Below are 20,950 nucleotides of genomic sequence, written 5' to 3' on the forward strand. Positions count from 1 at the left end.
GCGCGCCGTCAATCCTCAGGATCATCGAGTTCGACGGCCGCCGGAAGCTCCGACCGCGCGGGGGGCTTCACCGGGGCGGGCGTGGGCAAGGCACCCAGACCTGCCCGGTCCAGCGCCGTGTGCAGGGTGCCGACCAGTTCCTTGAGCACATCTTCCCGGGCCTGGTTGTAGGCGAGTTGCGCGGCCGCGCCGGCGGCGGCTCCGGCACGCTCGTAGCCGCCCCAGGTGTCCAACCACTCGTAGGAGCCGTTGACGCGGCGCATGCGGGCGACCCAGTAGACGGATCCCTGCTTCCGAACCGTCCAGTAGCTGCCATCGGCTGTGTAGTTCCGGTATGCCATAGAGACCAAGCTATCGATGGACAGCGCGGGCCACTTCAGCCGTACGTCCACTTCAGACAGCGCCCGAGCGTCCGGGCGAGGCTCTACGGGGCAGCTACCGGCGCTGGTCCAGGACTGCCAGGTCGAACCCGCCGCGGGTGCCCGGGCGACAGCGGCGACCGGACAGAGTGCGCCGCCGGCCTGCGCGGCCATCCTGGGCCGGGCAGAGGCACTGGCTACTCCGTGCTGAATTCCGGACCGAGCGCGAGAGATGGTCCGACGCAGCCGATCATTGGAAGAGGGGCGGCTGGACATCGATGATCGGCTGTTTCACTTCATCTGTCGGTGGCAGCATGCCTAAATCCTCAAGCTCTGTCGCCTTGAGAATAGGTCCATCGAGGATAGTTTTCAGCACGGCGTCCTGCTGCGGCTCGAGGAGCACGCATCCATGGAGTACGGCTAGCAGGTTTCGCAATTCATCGGTGAAGTCCCACTTAGTGGCAACGATGTCGTTCAGTGGAGACGATCTGCGCACGCGGGGCCGTTTGGAGCGGTAGTCGAACCACTTCTTGACTACTTGGGTGCCACAAACGTTGTAATCCCATACTGCCGAGGGAACGGGACCGAGGGCTCCTTCACCCACATACAGGGTCGAACTGTCCCGGTCGTACGTGATGCTTTCCGGCATGCGGTCCGGCACGCCTGGTATGGGCGCGAGGACATCAGGCCGCAGTTCCCGCGGGGGTCCCGGCGGGCGGCCGGCTGCTGCGCAGACATAACGCTCACCGTAGGTCTGGAGCCAGATTACTCGCTCACCAAGCCTGACTGCTTCACGCCAAAGGCCAGGGTCCACGGTAAACGGAATCCGCACCCCCGGAGTGCGAAGGTCCGCACGGAATCGTATCGGGTAGCCGGGATGCGAAGCCACGGCGGCAACATAGGCGAGAACTTCGTCGCAGGTAACGCGGCTATCGAACTGACAAGAAAGATGCTCGATCAAGCCAGGCGCGATGTTGGGCTGCTCACCTCTGACGTCACGGTATTGAGGAAGTACCTTGCCGCCATGATGGCCCATATAGTGGTGGGTATCCGGCACCTCGGCGGCAAAAACGACGGCCGGTCCCGAAGTTATCGATTCCGCGAACAGTGTGGTCAGATACGTCTGATGCTTTCCGTAGGTAGACCAGAGATCGGGGCGGGAGAAGTCGACAACCCTTCGGTCGGCAATAACATACTGCCGGTCGAAGCTCCGGAACGATACGCGCATGATGGAAACCTGAGGATTAATGGTGCCAGCCAGTGACGCGGGATGGCCTGTGCCATCGAAGTGCGGCGAGAGTGCGACAGAGATTGCCCTATCCCTAGTCTCCTTCATGAGCTCCGGCCGTTCTGCCAGAGGAGCCAAGGTTAGGCGCCGCCACCGTTCGGCCAACGTTTTTTCGTCCGGCGCGTAAACCCACGTTCGGTTAGGTTTGATGCCTGGGGATTGCCATGGCATCAGGTCAGCGAGCGCAATGCAGTCGTTCCATATGGCCTGCGACACGGGACGGAATGGAGCCGACCACTTCGTTGGGCAGTCCAACCACCGACCGCTTGCGGCAGTCAGCGCCTGGAGGGCGTTGAATTTTTCCTGCCTGGTCCCGGAGAGGGCAACATAACGGATCCTGGCCGGTGTTTCCGTATCGGCCGTCTTGGCACGTCCGAATACGCCGATACACAATGGCTGCTGCACGTCTGGGAAAATGCGTGTCGACACTTCGGGCTGATGTCCTTCAGGAGATAGATCGATGATCCAGCCCCAGTCGGCCTGCCGTCGCAGGTACTCGCGCATGCCGGCGAAGCCTGGTCCGGTGGTATAGGCCGAGGTGCAAACGAAGGCCACGATTCCCTCCGGGTGCTCAGGATGCGCTTCGAATACCTTCCAGGTGGCCCAGCGCCAAAAGTAGATGTTCAAGTTGTGCAGTTTGAACTCGAGTCTGCCGGTACCGGTGCCCCGAAAACCGTCGAGCATGCTCGACTTCCCCTTGTTGCTGGCAAGTACGAGCCCTCCCTGATTCTTGGCGCGTTCGAGGTAGGGCGGATTGCCGAGAACGACCATGACTCGTTCCTCGGTCTTGACCTTGATTGCTTGCGCCCGGGAGTCAGCAATTGGCCGGTACACGTACGGGCTAACAAGCGTCTCTACGTCAGGGTCCTCCAGGGTATCGGTGACGTAGAATCTGACCTTCTCGTCGGCAACCTCCAATCCCCGCGCCGCGAGATCCTGGTGCAGCCGTAGTTCCGCTACGGCGAAGGGCGCGATCTGGCGTTCAAATCCAACTAAACGACCGAGGAGAGCACGAAGTTCAGCTGGCTCGTCCCCGTGGTCAGCCGCAATCGTCTTCGCTACACGTGCAATCACGCTCAACAGGAAGGTGCCGGTACCCATAGCCGGGTCGACGACCACTACATCCCGGTCGGCCAGACCTAGCCGTCGTTTCAGCTTGTCGTGCAAGATGCTGTCGACAAACTGGACCATGAAGTCCGCAACGGGCTGCGGCGTGAAGTAGGAGCCACTTCCCCGTCGAACCGCTGGGTCGTACAACTCCAAGAAGCGCTCATACAGTTGGTCCGATGTGTCTGTCCGCCAATCTGTCCAGTCGCTGGCCTCGATGGCGCGCCGCAACGTTTGCAGAGCCACGCTGCGCTGCTCAATGCTAGGACCACCGTGGTCCTCGGTGAGGATTGCCAGCGCTCGCCCGACGAGCAGGTGGTTCTTGGCCAGCTCTCGCCCGAGCGTCGGCAGTTCCTTGCCCTCGAACTCGATCCCTGACCGACGCGCCAACAGCAGCCCAAACGTGACGGTCTGCGCGTAGGCGTCGGCGAACAACTCCTCGCTCAGGTGGGGAAATAGCCAGGTGCGCCAGTCGGCTAGATGATCGCTGAAGAGCCGCACCCTCCCACCGAGTCGCTCTTGACCAAGGGTGTCCAACACCTCGTCGCGCAACAATCGGCAAAGTCGTGCCGCGTCTCGGACCAGATGTTCGAGGCGGCGATGTGGACGTGGACGCCACGCAAGGAAAGCGTGGAGCACGAGCGCCAGGTTGCCGTCTGCGGGCCGAAGGCGCGCACCGGCCCGCTGCAGGTCGCCGTCCATCCGTGCCACTGGCCCCTGCAATTCTCCCCAGCGATACACCGCGAAGGACTGACCATCGCTGTACAGAACGTTCGGAAGCAACTGAAGCTGGACCCATTGCCTACGCTCCCGGGCCGTGGGATGCCAACCGTGGCCGGGAACACCCCTGCCCGGCGCCTTGAGTTCCACATACCCGATCGGGGCTCCGTCGACGTCGATCAAGTAGTCAGGGCGGATAGCAAGGTCCGGGAGGCGGACCTCGCCATGCGCCCTGACCGGGCAGCCAATCGCTTGTCCAGCCGCAACGAGAAGCTCGACCATTGGCGCCCGCAAGGTGTCCTCCCGAGCAGCCAGTCCCCGCTGAAGGAGCGGCGCGACGGAAGCACCGAAGTGAGAAACAGCTGCCTCCAGCACGGCGCCGTACGCTTCAGCAGAACCCCGAGGACCGGGCACGTCGGCCGCACTGCGGGTGCGGGCGCTCCTGTCCATGCGCCCTCATCTCGACCGGTGAGTCGTAAACGTGCCGCCACCACCCAGCTCGCCATGGCTACCCAGAGTCATTAGCCGACCTCCCGCCGTATCGCCACAGCATGCGACAGGCAGCGAAATAGATCAATGGCGACAGTGCACGTCTGACCAACCGCATGATGCCGGTAGGTACGCACGACAGAGAACAGAGGCGCTGAAGGTGACTGGCCCGACCGGCCCCGCTGACGGGACTCACATCAACACCTGATCTTGCACGTCGTACCCCTCAGGCAGGATCGGAGTCATGACGACGCACCACCCGACCACCCGGCGCCTGGTCTACGGCCACGCGCAGATGCACGACTGCCTCGCCTTCGCCGACGCGGACACCGCCGCCGAGGAGGCTGCGGAGATCAAAGCGATCGCCGCCGCCCGCACCTGGGGCGAGGCCCGGCGAATCCGGACCACCCACGTGTCGAACCCTGCCGACCCGGAGTACTACGATCCCGGCGAGGACCCCGCGGACGACGAGCCGTTCGACATCAACGAAGTGGGTTCGGTCGTGGAGGGCGACTGGCCGCCGTTGGTAGCGGAAGGGGCCTTCACGCTACTGCCGAAGGATCTGCGAACGCGTTTCGGCAAGCAGCAGGCCACCGTCCTCAATGGCGACCTGCTGGAGATTCCGCTGAGCGATGAGGCGGAGCTGGTGGCCGAACTACGGCGGCGCGGCTATGAGGTGCACCGCGACGACGAGCTGATCAACGTGCTCGACGGCCGCAGCTTCAGCCCACTGGCCGGCTGACCGCGAGCCCCTGCCCCGACCGCCGGCTGACCGCGAGCCCCTGCCCCGACCGCCGGCTCCGCGCGACACGCCGGAGTCGGCGGCAAATTCCGATCACCCCGAAAAACATACAGAACCCCCATTGGTACGCCGACAATCGTCGCGTGGGAATTGCGTGTACATGGCTGTTGTCGGGAGTGTCTTGTATGGTCAGACGCGTATCGCTATTGATGCAGTGGCACCGCCGAAGAATAGCCGATCGGCAACGGTTCCACGTTTCAGCGATGGCGTCGGGATGTAACACAATGCAACACGGAGAGGGTGGCGGATGGCCGACGACATGGGATCGACAGTGCCGCGACGGCAGCTCGGGCGAGCGCTGCGCGACCTGCGCACCGAGGCGCGGATGACGCTGGACGGCGCGTCTGAGGCGATGCAGTTCAGCCGGCAGAAGCTGTGGCGCATCGAGACCGGCCTCGGCCCGGTCCGCGCCGTTGACGCCAAGGCCATGTGCGAGCTGTACGGGGCGACCGCCGAGCTGACCGGCGCACTCACCGCCCTGGCCAACGAGACCAAGGCCAAGGGCTGGTGGCACTCGTACGGCGACGCCATCCCCGACTGGTTCGAGCTCTACGTCGGCCTGGAATCCGCCGCCTCCCGCCTACGGGGGTATGACGAGTCGCTGATCCCCGGTCTCTTGCAGACAGAGGCGTATGCGAGAGGTGTCTTCCAGAACCGCACCGACATGAGCGAAGACGAGTTGGAGCAGCTCATTAGCATTCGGCTCCAGCGGCAGGATCTCCTACGGCGGCGGCTGCCGAAGGCACCTCAGCTCAGCTCCGTGCTCGCCGAAGCGTTGCTGATCAAGCAGGTCGGCAGCCGGGCGGTGATGGCCGATCAGCTCCGACACCTGAAGGACCTCGCAGACCTTCCGAACATGTCCATCCGGATCCTGCCGTTGTCCGTCGGGGCGCACTACGGTGCCCTTGCGGGCACCTTCATGATGCTCGACTTCCCGTTGACCAATCGAGTCGTCCCGCAGCCCTCCGTCGTCTACAGCGAGTCGCTGACCGGTGCCCTGTATCTTGACCGGCCTGACGAGATCGCCGCCTACGAGAAAGTGTGGACGAGCCTCACGTCCCTGGCGCTCGATGAGCAACAATCAAAGCAACTGATTAACAAGATCGTCGGAGAGGTCCACCATGGCTGAGCTGACCGGCGCCGTATGGCGAAAGAGCACCCGTAGCGGCGACAACGGCGGCGCATGTGTTGAGGTTGCCGACAACCTGCCCGGCCTCGTCGCGGTACGCGACAGCAAGGACCCGACCGGACCGGCACTCACCTTCTCCCCTGCCGCCTGGACCAACTTCGTCCGCTCTGCGAAGTCTGGGCGTTGAGTCGTACATCAGGCGGGAGCGCAGCCCGACCGACCTGCCGGACGCGCTCCCGCCGCATGACCGGTCAGACGCGCTCCCGCCGCATGACCGGTCAGGAGCCTGCGTCCTCGCTTACGGACTCGGCCGCCTGGTCGAACAGCGACCACCGGTTGCGCCACGTCTGCACGTGCGCCGGATGGATCGCCGTGTGCCGGCTGTTCGGGTTGCGCGGACGCACCCCACCAACGCTGGCCATGAACTCCTCGTGCCGCTCGCGCACCCCGGCACGCAGGTCGTCACCGGGGACGACGTAGAAGTCTCGGCGTCCGTCGGTCACGTCTACGAGGACATAGAGGTTGGCGGACATTGCCGTCATCTTGTTGATGTCCGCGATCATCCATGCGCCCTGCGCGGCGACATGCATGGCCGCTGCCCTACCGTTGACTGTCACAAAGGTCTGCGCACCGTGCAGGCTCGCCGAGTAGCCGTGTAACAGAGCCTCGGCTACTGCGAGATGCCGTCCAGCCTGATGTTTCCGATGGTTACTCGGAGCCATCTGCTCTCCTTCGGTGATGGAAGCGGGGTAGTGGGCTACGACGGCTGCCAGCCCGCATCGATCGCATCCTGAAGCCGCTTACTGAACACGGCATGCGCCTGCCGGTACTCGTTCTCCCGGTCCGCCTTATAGAACGGCGCCGCGTACCCTTCCGGCGGCGGGTTACCTTCAGGGTGATTTAGGTGTGCCATTAACTGCTCATAGTCCTGTCTGGACTGGCCAATCCCAAATGCATAGGGGTCGACAGCAAGCCGACGACCGTTGGCGTCAAACCACATTTGGTCCTCACGGTCTGTCAAGATGGGATACCGGGACCGCAGAACCGCCAACATCTCATCAACATCGATATTCAGCCAGACCGCCACCAGCGCATCGATTTCCACAAGCGCGGCACGGCGAGACCGTTCATCACGTAGCGGCGTTGTCCGGCGCCACTGCGGTCCCACATCGCCAAGAGGACTCGGAATTCCCCACTGCGCGGCCCAACGCTCCGAAGCCCAAGCGGACTGAAATAACTTACTCCACAGCCCGGCGTACGGAATCGTTAAGCAGTTAAGTCGCAGCGTTCGCACGAGCAGCGGAGCAGCGAGCGGGTGTCCTACACTTGGAACGGGAAAAGCAGCTAAATCCGCAGGATGGAGATTGGCCTTCCCGGTGATACGCAGCAAGTAGTCAAGCGGCAGGGACGCCCAGAACCCCGCGCAGAGGGCGGTATCCGCGTCGCTACCTAACCACATGGAATACACCCCATCAACATGGCTTGGCCCCGGCGGCATAATCGCCGCAAATAGCGACCGTTCCGTGCTTTTCGGATCGATCATCTTACGCCAAGCGATCCGATAGTAATCCGTGTAGGGGCGCCCCGCCCAGACATCCTGAGCGCTCCTAGAGCCCGCCTCCGCGCCAGCGAGTACGTAGGTCGTCCGTGGAACGACATCGGTATCTAAACGAACTAGATCCCATGAAACCCAGTCCTTGCCGTTCCGAAACGGATCGTTCGGCTGTTTGCCAAAAGGGTTGGCGATTCCGAAGTGTGTACCCTGAAGCACAACATCGCGGAGCGTCAACACTCGTCCCACTTGGTATCGAATAAGACCCGTCTGCTTGCCCACAGTTTCGTTGTAACCACCGCTGATGAAGGGTTGCACCGATCCAAGTCTCCGCTCGAACCCTGCAATTGCCGCGATGGCACCCTTTTCATGCACGGTTATCGGATTTAGAAGTGGCACTTGGCGAGGATTCCCACTCTCGCCACGGAGGCGCTCCCACTCCGCCAGCAGCGTCTCATCGACGACGACGACTCGGGACCGGTGGGGTCTGCGATCCCAAGCACCGTTATGCTTCTGCCCAGGCGGCAACCCATGTCCGTCATGCGCTAGAGAATCGCGCAAAGTGCTGGCCGAGAACATTTGGCTGAGGTGGAGAAATGAAACCTCTCCGGGTACACCATAAATGTGCACTCCAAACTCCAGAGTCCGGCCCGCGTCATCGAAAGCCCAGTTCGCCGCATTAACAAATCCACCATGAACACGAAGACGTCGATACGCGGATTCACGAATGCGGCCCTCTTTCACTCCAACGAAGTGGCTGTCAGGATGCACGAGTCCCGCGCTACCCCGTTTTGGCTGATGCCTCCACACCTGACTCATGAACGCCCGATATAGATCTAGCCGAGTGCCGGCGAGAAGAGGATAGTTCGCAAGACCACCCAGGAAGGTTACGAGGCCAGTTTTTGCGGACAGTTCTTCCAAGTAGGACCGCGAAATGAATCGCTGTCGCAGCAGACAGGATTTCCGTTGGTCCCATACCTCGGCAGGCGCCTTCACTACGAGTCGAAACCAGGGCTCCCATTCTGCGAGGAGCCCGTCCTCCCTCCAGTCAGGCCGAACCCATGGCGGGTTACCGACTTGAAGGTCGAAACCACCTTTTGTGAAGGCTTGACCGAATGTCAACTCCCAGTGAAAAAAGCCCCGCTGCTCGGCGAGCTGGCCGACGGCGAGCAGCCAGGGGAACCGGTCGGAAAGCATCCACGACGAGTCCACGCCGACTACCCCGTCGAGCTTCCGCTCGAACTCGCTCATCTCGCTCAGGCTCGTGAACTTTCGGTTGTAGAACCGCGCGGTGTCCTCGTCCAAGTCACGTCGGCCGATGAGCGCTTCGGCGAAGGTCAGCCAATCGCCCAGGTCGGCCAACGGCACCTGCTGACGGAGCTGTTCCGCCACCGTCATCCGCCGGATGCCCGTGGCCTTCGTCGGCATCTTCATCTGCTGCGGCTGCACGTTGCCGAAGATGTCCGCGGTCTCGTAGACGACCGGTTCCTCGTACGCCGGCTCGTCCCTGACGTGCGACACCTCGACCGGCGTGGCCGGGTAGGCCGGGTCAGAGCCGTCCAACAGCCCGACCTTGTCCAGCGGCCAGAACCACAGCGCGCACCAGACGTCCATCAGGGTCTTGAGCCGCCAGTACGGCGTGCCCGGCGCGGTCAGGTCGGCGAGGATCTCCTCCCGAGGCACCGCCTCGGTAACGGAAGGCAGGTCCTCAGCGCCCCAGACTGCAATGTCGCGGCGGATCTCCCGCTCGGAGATGTCGAGCCGCTGCTGCACCAGCCCCCACAGGAACTCGACCCGCCGCGCGAGGGCCTGCAAGCGCTGGACCTGCGAGTTCTTGCCCTTGACGGATGGCGTGCGCTTCATCGCCGTACGCCAGGCTTTCAATCGCGCGGTCTCGGCCGGCGCCAGCTCGCGGGCCTCCTTCTCCCCCGCGACCGCTCCCCAGCCGTCGGCGGGGAGCAGGAAGTGGTGGATGGTGCCCTCGCCGATTGGCCCGTCCCGGAAGGGCTGTTCCTTCGGCGCGGTGGTGAGCCACGACTTGTCGGCGAGCTGCTTCGCGGTGTAGGTCTTCCGGCCGGCGCCGATGAGGGAGTTGCCGCGTTGCAGGTGCAGGCCGAACCAGGGGGCCTGGAGGCCGGCGTGCATGACGTTGAGCCAGAGCGACACCTCGGCCAGCTCGACGGCGGTGCGGTTGAGGTCGACGCCGTAGCTGTTGTGCAGGGCGATGTACGCCTTCACCCGTTGGAGTTCGAGGTGGTACTGCTCCGGGTCCAGGTCGACCTGCAACTCGCGAGCGCGGCGGCGCAGGTATTCGGCGGCTACCTGGTTGATCGCCTCGTTGAGGAACGCGCCGGAGCCGAGCGCCGGCTCGCAGATCGTCCAGTCCAGCAGCTCGCGGGCCGGGGTGACGGTGTCGTCCTGGTCGAGGCGGTACTTGAGGGCGAGTTGGACGGTGACCTCGGTCAGCGACTGCGGGGTGTAGTAGGAGGCGCTGGTCTGCCGGTCGCGGCCGGCGAGCCGGTAGACGAACTGTCCCGCCTCGTAGCAGACCCGGCTACGGACGCCGGTGTACGCGTTCTCCTTGTAGACGAAGACGTTGTCGTCGTACTCGTCGGTCTTGGAGGCCGGAATCATCCACGAGCCGTCCTTCGGGTCGCCGTTCTTGGCGACCTCGTAGAGCTGCTCGGTGGCGACGAAACCGGTGTACGACATCAAGCCCTCGTAGACCGCGCCGAGCTGGTTGATGCCGAGCTGGGCGTACGAGATGAAGCCGCCGCGGCGCTTCTTACCACCCTTGGTGAGCATCAGCCGGCGCAGCACCTCGTAGAGGACCTTGTTGCGCAGCCGGGTGTCGATCTTCGGTGCGTGCTCGTCGTCGGGGTCGCTGCCCGGCTCGGCGATCAGCCGGCCGATGAGCTTGGTCTTCTCGGGCAGGAACAGGTCGGAGCGCATCGGCTCGAAGCGCAGCCCCTCGCCCTCGCTGGCCTTGTCGTCGACGTCCGCGCCACCGCGCGGCCGGTGCCCCTCGTTGACCATGCGGAAAAGCAGGTCGAGGGACTCGTAGAGGTGGGTGCCATCCTCGGCGGAGGGGGCGAGGCGGCGGGAGACGAGGTCACCGAGACGGGCGAGGCTGTAACCCTCGACGTACTGGGGGTCGTTGACCGGCAGCACGCCCAGCTCGGGGCGGGCCTCGGCGTAGAGCAGGAACAGGATCCGGTAGAGGTAGCGCAGCGACTCCCGGCCGAGTTCCTTGGCCAACTCGTCGAGGTCCATCACCTGCTGCGGCTGGTAGCCGGCCCGCCGGATCTGGTCGAGGACCTCGTTGGCGATGAGTTCGACGGAATCCTTCAGGCCCACGCGGAGTTCGCTCGACACACCGACGGCGTGCTGGCGGGAGCCGGCGACCAGGTCGGCGAGGGGTTCGGTGCCGCCCTCGGCCGGCGGGCGCAGCGAGTCGGCGCCGAAGAGCGCGGCGACGACGTCGAGTTCCTTGTCGTCGTTGCGGGCGTACGCGGTGTCGAGGCTGACGGCCAGGTAGCGGCCCTCACCCCAGACCGTGCGGTCGGCGAGGGTGATCACGCCACCGCTGAGGATCAGCACGTAGCGGGGCTTCGGGCTGTCGGCGGCGAAGAGCAGGGAGGCGAGCTTGGCGCCCGTCTCGATGGTTTCGGTGCTCGACAGGGTGAGCGGGTCGAGCAGGCGGCCGGCGTCGTCCGGGTCCTGCGCTGCCTCGGTGTCGACCGCCCAGCCGCAGTCCAGCGCGACGATGCCGTGCGTGGTGGTCAGCTCGGCGTGGGCGACGTGGACGTCGTACTCCTGGCCGTTGCGCTCGACGGTGATGGTCTGTGGCTGCGGGTCGAAGCCGAGCGCCCGCAGCACGTCCTGGTGTTGCTTGCGCAGTCGCTCCGGGTCGAAGAAGTCGACGTCGGTCAGCTCGGTCTTTGCGTCGAAGTAGGTCCGGCGCATGCCGCGCAGCCCGGCGCGCGGCGTCGACTCGCCGGACTTCTCCGTCTCCGCCCACTGCTTGAGCAGACCGCCCTTGAGGGTGGTGGGCAGGATCTCGGCGAGGTAGTGCGCGGAGAGGTACTCGCCGCGGTTGGTCAGCGACTCGAAACTCATGCGGCACTCTCCTGCGACGGTACGAGAACGGCGAGCACCCGCAGCAGCGGGTCGCCGTCGGTTTCCAAGCGGTCGAGCAGGTCGTGCTGCTCCTGGACGGTGGTGTCGACGCGTTGGCGTCGCTTCTCCCGATGCGCGCCGGGCAGCTCGTCGACGAGGCTGGCCTGTTGGAAGGTCTGCAACTGCTGGCGGTGCTTCTGCAACGGCTCGGCGTTGGCCTCAGCCCACTCGGCGCGCTTGCCCTCCAGATACTGCCGGGCAACCGCGACAGCCCCCGGTAGCAACTCCTTCAGCGGGCCGATCGCGATGGCCTCGGCGCGGTTGACCATCGTCGGGCCGACGTTGGCCTCGCGCAGCACCTCGTCCATCGGCCGGATCGTCGGCGAAGCGGGCAGGTCGGAGACGGCCATCCACTGCACGACGGTGGGTTGGCCGAGGCGGTTGGCGTAGACGCCTTGGATCAGGAACGTCGGCGCGGCCACGTCGGCGGTGAGCACCGGGGCCTGCTGGCGGCCGAGCCGGATCAGGACCTTGTCGACCAACCAGTCGACCATCGGGTGCACGTCGCTGAGGAAGGCGATGTCCGGCCACATCGGGGTCTTGCTCTGCCGGGCCTGGTCGAGCTTGCGCTGAGCGAGGGCGCGGTCGAAGGTGACCTTGAGCCGCAGGTCCTCGCCCTCCCGGTGCGCCCGCAGGTAGGTACGGGGCAGATCGGTGAGCCGGTGCACCAGGTCGTCAGGGGCGAGGAAGGTCAGCAGCTCGTCCTCGCGGCGCAGGTCGATGTGGTCCTCGGGCCGGTCCTCGTAGATCTCGTACAGGGCGGCGTCGACGAAATCCTGGGTGGAGTCGAAGAGCTTCGGCACCTTCGCCTGGGGCACGTCCGTCGCCACGGGAGCGGTGCCGACGTCGCCGAAGAGGTCGGCCATCACGTCGACCTCGGCGTGGGCAGCCTCGTAGGACTCGTCCACCGACTTGCCGGCGAGCAGGTCCCGGACCAGCCGGTCCTCCTCGGCCTTGGCGTCGTACTGGCCCGTGACCGCCTCGACGCTGCCGAGGCTGCGGTGCGCGGTCTCCTCCCGGTTGAGCAGCTTCTCGGCGACCGTCCGGTCGTCCTTGGCGTCCTCCCGGTCAGAGGTGAGGATCAGCGCGCGGAACTGCGGCTGATGCTTCTGCCCGTAGCGGTCGATCCGGCCGTTGCGCTGCTCGATCCGGATCAGGCTCCACGGAATGTCGTAGTGGATCAGGTGGTGGCACTGCTGGTGCAGGTTGACGCCCTCGGAGGCGACGTCGCCGGTGAAGAGCAACCGGACGTCGCTGCCGGCCAGCTCGAACTCCTGGAGGATCGTCTGCTCGTCCTTGTCGGCCACCCCGCCGTGCAGCACGCGGATCGCGTTCGGCTTGAGGCCGAGCATTCCGGGGACGACCTCGGCGAGCCACTTGATGGTCGGCACCCGCTCGGAGAAGACCACGGCCCGGGTGATGCTGTTCTTGCCGACGCCGATCTTCCGCAGCTCGTCGACCAGGCCCTTGAGCTTGCTGGAGTCGCTGTCGGTCATGGCGGAGGTCAGCTCAGCGAGCCGGTCCAGGGCCACCCGTTCGGTGCCGGTGGCCTTCTTGCGCCGATTGGTCACCGTCTCGCGCAGCGCACGGTGCGAGGACAGAAAAGACTTCAACAAGGTGTACGGGAAGAGCCGGTGCTGCCCGGTGATCGGCTCGTCGGTCCACTTGCCGGCCAGCCACACGTCGGTCAGCTCGTCGAAGATCTGCTCCTCGATGGTGGTCGCCGCGCAGTGCAGGGCCTCAGACGGGCCGCGGTCGGCCCAGCGGTCGCCGATCTGGTCGCGTACCTCAGGGCTGATCTTCGTGCGACGCAGGTAGAGGTGCGCGATGTCGCTGGCCTGGTAGTCCTTCTCGTTGGCGATCGCCGCCGGGTCGAGCAGCGAGATCAGCTGCGCGAAGGACTCCTTGTCACCGTTGTGCGGGGTGGCGCTGGCCAGCAGCAGCGCGTCGGTCTTCGCGGCCAGGCGGCGGGCCAGCTCGTTGCGCTGGGTGCCCTTGTTGATGAGGTTGTGCGACTCGTCGATGACGACGGCGTCCCAGGTCGTGGCGTCGAGGTGGTGGCCGAACTGGCCGGCGTCCTTGAGGGTGTCGACCGAGATGATGGCCCGTTTGAAGTAGGTGAACGGGTTACGCCCCGCCGGGATCTCCTGCTGGATGCGCTGGATGCCGGTCGAGTCGAGCCGGACCAGCGGGATGGCGAACCGGGTCCACAGCTCACGCTGGAACTGTTCGAGGACCTGCTGCGGGGAGACGACCAGAATGCGTTCACCCCGGCCCCGGCGGATCAGCTCGGCGAGGATCAGCCCGATCTCCAGGGTCTTGCCCAGGCCGACGACGTCGGCGAGCAGGATCCGCGGCCGCAGGCCGGACAACGCCAGCTCAACGGGTCGCTGCTGGTAGGTCAGCGGGTCGAGCAGGAACCGGTCGGCGAGGGCCAACCCGCGCTCGGTGCGAGGCAGCGGAGTACGCCGCAGCACGGCCTCCAGGAAGAGGCGGCTCTGCCGGAACCGCGACGAGGTGTCCTGGATGAGGTCCGTCTCCTCCGGCACCAGCGGCGTGATGTCCTCAAGCTTGGTGAAGAAGGTCGCCTCGACGTCCTGCACGAACTCGGATACGCCGACCGCTTTCACCATCGTGCCGTCCGCGGTGCCGGTCTTGACGCTGCGGATCAGCCACTCCTCGTCGCGGACGACGATGCGGGAGCCCGGGGCGAAGGTCGCGGCCTGGGTGGTGGTCATCGGTGGTGCCTTCCTACAGGGTCGAGCGGCGGGCGTACTGGCGGCGCATCTTGTCGACGAGCCACGTCACATCGGCTGGCGCCTTGGTGGCCCGCTCGGGGTCGACCTTCGTGGGCGTCGGCTCCGGCACCGGGACGGTGTCCGCCTCGATGACCGGCGTGCCCTCCGGGTCCTGTCGCGGATCATCCAGGTCCGGAGGGACCAGCAGCTCCGTGCCACCGTCGTAGGTGAGTTCGGCGACTTCCTGGCGCAGGGCGTGGACGCTCTTGCCGCTGGCAGCGGTGGCGACCGCCAGCAGCCGGGCGCGAACGTCGGTCAGACCGGGTCGCGCCGTGGGGTCGAAGGCGAGCATCGTGCCGAGCAACTGCACCAGTTCGGCCGGCACCCCAGACAGGTCGGGAAGGTCGGTCGGCTCGCTGATGCGCAGCAGCAGATTCCACGAGTTGGTCGGCGGGTAGAGCCCTCGCCCGGTCAGGGCGAAGACAAGCGTCGCGGCGAGGGCGTAGACGTCGACCGCCGGCGTGAGGTCTCGCTCACCCTTGACCTGCTCGGGCGACATGTAGGCGGGAGTGCCGACCAGGGCGCCGGGCTCGGTCAGGTAGTCGTCCCGCTCGATCAGCACCGCCAGGCCGAAATCGATCAGCTTGGGGCCGTCGGGGCCAAGGATGATGTTCTGCGGCTTGAGGTCGCGGTGCAGCAGCTTGACCTGATGCACCTTGGCCAGGCCCTCGGCGAGCATCGCTCCAGCCATGGCGGCCAGCGGCAGGGGAAGCGGCCCCCGCGCGTCGACATGCTGACGCAGCGTGGCGCCGGGGACATACTCCACGGCCAGCCAGGCCGGGTTCGCGTACGGGTCGGCACCCTCAAGGCGGGCCACCCGGGAGCCGAAGACCAGCTTGAGGCTGTCGACCTCGGCGGCGAACCGCTCGCGCACCGTCGGTGCCTCGATGAGGTGCTGCTTGATCACCTTGACGGCGACCCGCTCGGCGGTCGGCGACACCGCGAAGAACACGTCACCCATGCCACCTGAGCCAAGCGGCCGCACCAGTTCATAGCCGCCGATTCTGCCCAGCGTCATTCGTCCCCCTCACGATGACACAGACCCAAATTGCCCGTCTGCCCTGGCGGTTCGACACCCGGCAGACGCATGACCGTACAACGTTGAACTTTCGACGAGGAAGCGTCCGAATGGCGGTTCCTGTTCGGCGTTGAATTCATACTTCAGGCGGCTCGATGCGCCGCCGTCGGATATCTGACGACACCAGCAATCTTGTCAGCTGTTCCAGAACATCAGGTCTCGGGCCTGCCGCGAACAAGCCGTCAGCTCCGGCACGTCCCGCGAAGGGACGACGTAGTCACGCTCGCGGATGAGCGCGAGGAAACCCGCCGGCAGTGCGACGCGGTGACGCCGTACGTAGTAGGCGAGGTCCTTCCGCCAGAGCCAGTCACCGTCGGTCAAAACGGTCGAGCCGTTCATCACCTGCCGGGTCGAGTCGAAGGCATCGTTGGCGACGTCCATTACATCGATAAGGACGTGTCCTGAGTTCAAGTAGCTGACAACCTGAGTGAGGTCGGGCAGTTCCTCGTCGGCGACGCTGTCGAAGATGCTCTCCTGCGGCTCGGCGGAGCGGACCGGCCCGAATTCGCGGAACATCCCCGCTGCCTTCAGCTGACCGCCGCCCATCAACGCCCACCGTTCGGATAGAAGGTCTTCCACTCTCCGCCACCCCGGATCATTGGGGTCTGCCCCACCGGACCATACCGGTCGACACCGACCGCGTCCGTCGGTGCCGTCACCGGCACCCCGAGGGCATCGGCGACCTGTTGCGCCGCTGGTGGAACGCCGGCTTCGGGGGCGACGGTGCCGGTGTGACAGGAGACCAGCCGTACCGGGCCACCGTCGTAGTGCGGGTTGGCGCGGATGGCGTCGGCGATCTGCTGTGGGTGGGTGAAGTTGGCGGGGTGGTCGGCACCGTCAGCGCCCACGAGGCCGGGCCGGAACAGTCCAGTGCGTTCGCCGTGTACGACCACATCGTGATGGCCGGGGATCGGTGCCACGGCGTCGAAGTTGCGCATCGTGGCGCTGTCGTAGCCGATGGCGGTGCTGTTCGGGCGGTGGTAGACCGGATCCCCGGCCGGGAGGTTCGCATCCGGCGGTGGCGGCGTCTGCGGATGTGCGGAGGGATCCTCCCAGTCCGACCGACGCCCCATCGAGTCCAGGTCCGGGTCTCCCGAGGCCGCAGGGCGCCCACCGGGTGTGGCGCCCTTCGCCGGGCTGACCGGGTCGGCGCGGGCCGCCCGCCGCAGCAGGCCATTCAGCTCGTCGATCAGGTCGCCCAAGCGTCGGAGCAGCGGGGCCAGCCGACGCAGGCTGCTGATCAGCGCGCTGATCAGCCTGCCGATCCGCGCCGCCCACTTGGCCACCAGGCTGCTGACCTGAGAGATCACCAGCGGAGTCGCCAAGCCCAACGTCGCGCCGGTCTCGGCCAGCCAGAGTGGCAGCCGGACCGCCAGCACCGAGACGAAGTCCGCGATCAGGTCCCGGACCAACTCGCGGACCAGCGCCACCAGCAGCCCCGCGCCCTCCACCAGCGAAGCGATGCCGCCGGCAGCCCGCGCGATGCCCTCCATCGCCCGCACCTGGTCAGACATGTGCGCCCGGTAGGCGCGCGCCGAGGCGCCCTCCCACTCGGAGAGCTGCGACGAGATCGCCGCCTGCAGGTCGGCCGCCGCATCGGTGCTCTGCTTCGCGACGTTGCGCCACGTGGACGCGTACGCGTCGATCTGATCCGGGTCGCCGGCCAGCCAGTCCAGCGCGTCCGACAGCGGTTTGACGTGTTCAAGCAACCAACCGACGCCCCAACTGACCAGCGAGCCGAGCGGGTCGAGCACGGTGGCCAACGCATCCATCGACGTGGCGACACCACCGATCGTCGAGTCGATCCAGCTGCCGACTCGATGCCTGACACGGTGTCAGCGACGTCCTCGACCAACCCGAGCCCGGTGTACCACTGGGTCGAGTCGTGGCGCTGCACCACCAGCGGGTTGGCCGCCGTATCGGTCACAGCGGCAGTTCCAACCGGCCGGCACTGTCGGCAAGTCGTCGTGCGCTCGCCGCGTCGGCGGCTTCGGTCGCGGCAGCAACCGCTCGTAGGTTGGCTGCCGCCTCACGCAGTGCCGTGGCGGACTCTCCCAGCGCCGTCACCGCCCTGTCCGCCACCGGGTCGATCAATCGAGGTAGGAACGCACAGATCTGCCCGTACGCTTCAGCGCCCATCTGCACGTACGCCGCCGCTCCGCGAGCGGCCTCCATGCTGTCGGCGGTGTCGTTGACCGTCGCGGCGTGCCGAATCACCGCCGCCACCGACATCTGCAACTCAGAGTCACCAGCCATTTCTGGCGTCCCGCTCCCACCGATCGGGCTCGTCAGAGGTGCTGGGGAACCGCCTGGCGAAGGAGTCGGTGACCGCCCGCCCGGATTCCGAGTCGGTGCCCACGGTGTCGTGCACCGCGATGCTCACCTGCTCGGTCAACCCGGCCTGTGCACGGGCGATCGTGGCCATGATGATGCTGGCAAGTTCGGCACCGGGTATCCGCTGAACGCGGTCGTCCAACCGAAGGTCCGTCAGCGCCCCCGAGGCGGCGACCGTCACGCGCACCGCACCGTCCGCGCCGGCCGCCGACGCCGTGATGGCCGCGACCCGGTCTGACAGTTCGACCGCAGCCTGAGCTCGTGCCGACAGCTCGGCCGTCCAGGAATGCATCAATTCCTGTGCTGCGTCCGGATCTTGGCCCAGCATTCCCAACCTCCCCGCTACGCACCTCGGCGCCATCGTTCGACCGACGCCGAGCCCACCACTCTGCACCACCATCGCGGTGAACGATGCCCCTCAGCCGTCGAGCGCAGCTCGACAGTGATCGATCAGGGCCGCCGACCGACGACTCAGTGCGCCGGAACGACGACCGGAATCACGTTCGGTCGCCTCGGTAGCAGCCGACGCACCGCCTATCGGAGGTCGGCGTCTGGCCGCAGGGCCCCGCGTGCCAACCCGTCGGCGGTGAGTTGCGCCAGCTCAGCTCCCAGTGAGGCGGCCTGCCGGATCGCCGACTCGAAGGCGTCAAGGCGCCGAAACGCGTCCCCGTGCGCCCGCTGCTCGTCCAGCGACAGCCGCCGCACCTGCGCCCGTCGAATGTCGAACCGCATCGTCCCCGAGAGGCTCGACGACTGTTTCTCGTTCGCCGACGTCCGCAGTTGCCCGGCCAGGAACCACGGATTCAACGCCGCCGGGTTGGGTCGCAGCAGGTACAGGTTGCGTCCCAGCAGCGCCCCCTCGGTGGTGACCACCCGTGCGGTGAGCTGCCGCGCGATCATCGGCACCACCACGTCGCCCACTGCCAGGGGGATCTCCTGCCCGAACCGGTCGTCGCCCCGACCGGACGCCTCCACCCCGGCGAGCACGTCCTGGACGGTGAGCACCGGTGGCCCGTCGGGTGCGGGTGCGGAGGTGCCGGCGCGGACCGGACCGATCAGTTGCAGCGCCCCGGTCTTCGCCAACTCTCCAACGGTGAGGAAGAGGCCGTCCGGCCCGTCGGGCGCGGGCGTGACCTGCGGAAGCAGCGCCGGCAGCTCGCCGACGATGGCGGCCAGTCGTTCTCTGGTGCGTACCAGATGCTCGCCTGTTGCCTCGCTCACGACGGCGGGTTGCCGGCGCGCGGGGGTGAGGTCGACTTCCTCGTCGAGCAGCTCGATGACCGGGACCGCGCGGGCGAACCCGGCCTCCTCGACGTCGCCGTCCGGGGCGGCGGCGAAGGCCCGCCACGCGGCCAGCACGCGCGGCGCGGTGTCGGCCAGGTCGCCGCTGGCGGCGTCGATCAGCAGCGCCCGCGCCGGTGGCGGCGCGTCGGTCGCGGCGCGTCGCAGCACCCACAGGTGCAGGGGTACGCCGTGTGGCGCCGCCACGCCCGGTGGAAGCGCGATGACGGCGCGTAGGTGACCTCGGCGCAGCAGTTCGCCGCGGATGCGTTTGCCGGCGCGGCGGCTGGCGACCGTGGGTGGCATCAGCAGGACGGCGTGCCCGCCGACCCGCACGTGGGCGAGGGCGTGTTGCACCCAGGCCAGCTCGGGTTCGGTACGGGGTGTGGTGCCGACGATCCAGCGGGGGTCGTGGCCGAGTTCCTCGTCGCCCCAGTTGGTGGCGCCGAAGGGTGGGTGGCAGACGACGGCGTCGACGGCGCGGCCGGCGAAGGCGTCGGCGCGCAGTGAGTCACCGCCGCTGACCTCCCCGGGTACGTCGTGCAGGGCCAGCCACAGGCCGGCAAGCCGGGCCAGCTCGTCGTCGAGTTCCTGCCCGTACATCGAGGTACTGCCGGCGCGGGCGGCGGCTCGCAGGATGGCGCCCGAGCCGGTGGCCGGGTCGAGCACTGAGCCGCCGCCGACGTTGGCGAGCCCGATCATCAGGTCGGCGAGGTCGTCGGGGGTGGCGAAGGGGCGGCCGGGCCCTGGTGCGGAGAACCGCTGCCACAGCTCGTCGAACGCGCCCTGCGGGCCCAACTCGTCGGCGAGAGCGTCGACGTCGGGCAGCAGCGGCGTGAGTTGGGCGTCGATGCCGGCGCTGCGGGAGCCGCGTTGACGGGCCAGCAGCAGGGCGCCGACGGCGGCGAGGCCGGCGGCCGGGGAGTCGCTGGCCGCGGTGAGGTGTCGCCAGAGCCGGTCGGCGGTGGCGAGCTCGGGGAGCTTGCCCTGGGTGCGTAACCACTGCTCGACCTGGATCAGGTCGAACTCGGGGCTCGCCGTCGTTCCGCCCACGGGGGCGGGGAAGTCGGGATGCCGTTTACGCCAGTTGCTGACCGCAGCGCGACCGACACCGACGAGCCGGGCGATCTCCGCTGCCGTGATGGTCGGGTTCTCCACGCCGAAAGTCTCCCACGCCTGTCAAGCATGAGAATGTCTGTTGACAGTGTTGTCAGACGGATGCTCTTATTGACCCCGCAACGGCCACTTTAGGAGGACAACGATGCGCAAGACCACCACTCTCGCTCTGCTCGCCACCGGCCTCATCGCCCTGGGCTGCGGCTCCGGCGCCGCGGACAAGGCGAGCGACTCCAGCAGCGACAGCAAGGCGAGCAGCTCCAGCGGCGACGAAGGCGGCGCCAAGGCCGAGGAGAAGCCGGCGAAGACCGCCAAGATCGGGCAGCCGGCCCGGGACGGGAAGTTCGAGTTCACCGTCAAGTCGTCCAAGTGCGGCGTCGCCAAGATCGGCAGCGACATGCTCGGCCAGAAGGCGCAGGGCCAGTTCTGCCTGGTCACGCTCAACGTGAAGAACATCGGCAAGGAAGCGCAGATGTTCGACGGCAGCAGCCAGAAGGCGTACGCGGCCGACGGCACCGAGTACTCCGCCGACACCGGCGCGGCGATCTACGCGAACAAGAACGCCGAGACGTTCCTCAACGACATCAACCCCGGCAACCAGGTCAACGGCGTCGTGGTCTTCGACATCCCGAAGAACGTCAAGATCACCAAGCTCGAGCTGCACGACTCGATGTTCTCCGGCGGCGTCGACGTCGCGCTGAGCTGACCTTCCTTCCCG

15 protein-coding genes are annotated in these 20,950 nt (G+C 66.5%); 4 read left to right on the forward strand and 11 right to left on the reverse strand.

The window, feature by feature from the left end:
• Positions 1 to 8: 8 nt before the first annotated feature.
• Complete coding sequence (locus ACFYP0_RS04750; protein WP_356975109.1) at positions 9 to 341, reverse strand: hypothetical protein; 333 nt, start codon at positions 339 to 341, stop codon at positions 9 to 11.
• Positions 342 to 609: 268 nt separating this feature from the next.
• Positions 610 to 3,924, reverse strand: a complete 3,315-nt coding sequence (locus ACFYP0_RS04755; RefSeq protein ID WP_356975107.1) for a type ISP restriction/modification enzyme — start codon at positions 3,922 to 3,924, stop codon at positions 610 to 612.
• A 283-nt stretch (positions 3,925 to 4,207) separates the two neighbouring features.
• On the opposite strand from ACFYP0_RS04755, the gene ACFYP0_RS04760 reads away from it, so the two are divergent.
• The 3 genes from ACFYP0_RS04760 (at position 4,208) to ACFYP0_RS04770 (ending at position 6,081) form a co-directional block, all read left to right on the forward strand.
• Positions 4,208 to 4,705 (forward strand): hypothetical protein, encoded by a 498-nt coding sequence (locus tag ACFYP0_RS04760; protein WP_356975105.1) that lies wholly within the window; start codon positions 4,208 to 4,210, stop codon positions 4,703 to 4,705.
• A gap of 307 nt (positions 4,706 to 5,012) precedes the next feature.
• Entirely contained in the window at positions 5,013 to 5,894 is an 882-nt protein-coding gene (locus ACFYP0_RS04765; protein WP_356975103.1) for a helix-turn-helix domain-containing protein, read from the forward strand.
• The gene (locus ACFYP0_RS04770; RefSeq protein ID WP_356975101.1) at positions 5,887 to 6,081 is read left to right on the forward strand and encodes a DUF397 domain-containing protein; all 195 of its coding nucleotides are present in this window, start codon (positions 5,887 to 5,889) and stop codon (positions 6,079 to 6,081) included. The genes ACFYP0_RS04765 and ACFYP0_RS04770 overlap by 8 nt, the downstream gene beginning before the upstream one ends.
• A gap of 91 nt (positions 6,082 to 6,172) precedes the next feature.
• On the opposite strand, the gene ACFYP0_RS04775 is transcribed toward ACFYP0_RS04770, so the two are convergent.
• The 9 genes from ACFYP0_RS04775 to ACFYP0_RS04815 form a co-directional block, all read right to left on the reverse strand.
• Positions 6,173 to 6,484, reverse strand: coding sequence for a hypothetical protein (locus ACFYP0_RS04775; RefSeq protein WP_356975099.1), 312 nt, complete (start codon positions 6,482 to 6,484; stop codon positions 6,173 to 6,175).
• 167 nt (positions 6,485 to 6,651) lie between these two features.
• Complete coding sequence (locus ACFYP0_RS04780) at positions 6,652 to 11,565, reverse strand: class I SAM-dependent DNA methyltransferase (RefSeq protein WP_386994407.1); 4,914 nt, start codon at positions 11,563 to 11,565, stop codon at positions 6,652 to 6,654.
• Positions 11,562 to 14,363 carry an SNF2-related protein gene (locus ACFYP0_RS04785; RefSeq protein WP_386994409.1) on the reverse strand — a complete coding sequence of 934 codons (2,802 nt, stop codon included), beginning with the start codon at positions 14,361 to 14,363 and terminating at the stop codon, positions 11,562 to 11,564. Before ACFYP0_RS04785 ends, ACFYP0_RS04780 begins: the two co-directional genes overlap by 4 nt.
• 13 nt (positions 14,364 to 14,376) lie before the next feature.
• The gene (locus ACFYP0_RS04790) at positions 14,377 to 15,441 is read right to left on the reverse strand and encodes a serine/threonine protein kinase (protein WP_355499660.1); all 1,065 of its coding nucleotides are present in this window, start codon (positions 15,439 to 15,441) and stop codon (positions 14,377 to 14,379) included.
• Between the two features lie 195 nt (positions 15,442 to 15,636).
• Positions 15,637 to 16,047 (reverse strand): hypothetical protein, encoded by a 411-nt coding sequence (locus tag ACFYP0_RS04795; RefSeq protein ID WP_386994413.1) that lies wholly within the window; start codon positions 16,045 to 16,047, stop codon positions 15,637 to 15,639.
• Positions 16,047 to 17,273: a WXG100 family type VII secretion target gene (locus ACFYP0_RS04800; RefSeq protein WP_386994414.1), complete on the reverse strand. Its 1,227-nt coding sequence runs from the start codon at positions 17,271 to 17,273 to the stop codon at positions 16,047 to 16,049. The genes ACFYP0_RS04795 and ACFYP0_RS04800 overlap by 1 nt, the downstream gene beginning before the upstream one ends.
• Before the next feature lie 151 nt (positions 17,274 to 17,424).
• On the reverse strand, positions 17,425 to 17,757 hold the full coding sequence (locus tag ACFYP0_RS04805; RefSeq protein WP_386994417.1) for a hypothetical protein: 333 nt from the start codon (positions 17,755 to 17,757) through the stop codon (positions 17,425 to 17,427).
• Entirely contained in the window at positions 17,747 to 18,127 is a 381-nt protein-coding gene (locus ACFYP0_RS04810) for a YbaB/EbfC family nucleoid-associated protein (protein ID WP_386994419.1), read from the reverse strand. Before ACFYP0_RS04810 ends, ACFYP0_RS04805 begins: the two co-directional genes overlap by 11 nt.
• A gap of 242 nt (positions 18,128 to 18,369) precedes the next feature.
• Positions 18,370 to 20,274, reverse strand: a complete 1,905-nt coding sequence (locus tag ACFYP0_RS04815) for an N-6 DNA methylase (RefSeq protein ID WP_386994421.1) — start codon at positions 20,272 to 20,274, stop codon at positions 18,370 to 18,372.
• 103 nt (positions 20,275 to 20,377) lie between these two features.
• Here ACFYP0_RS04815 and ACFYP0_RS04820 point away from each other — a divergent pair, with 103 nt between their 5' ends.
• Positions 20,378 to 20,938, forward strand: a complete 561-nt coding sequence (locus ACFYP0_RS04820) for a DUF4352 domain-containing protein (RefSeq protein ID WP_355499647.1) — start codon at positions 20,378 to 20,380, stop codon at positions 20,936 to 20,938.
• Positions 20,939 to 20,950: the final 12 nt, after the last annotated feature.

This window comes from Micromonospora arida (assembly GCF_042873195.1).
Classification (GTDB): Bacteria; Actinomycetota; Actinomycetes; order Mycobacteriales; family Micromonosporaceae; genus Micromonospora; species Micromonospora arida.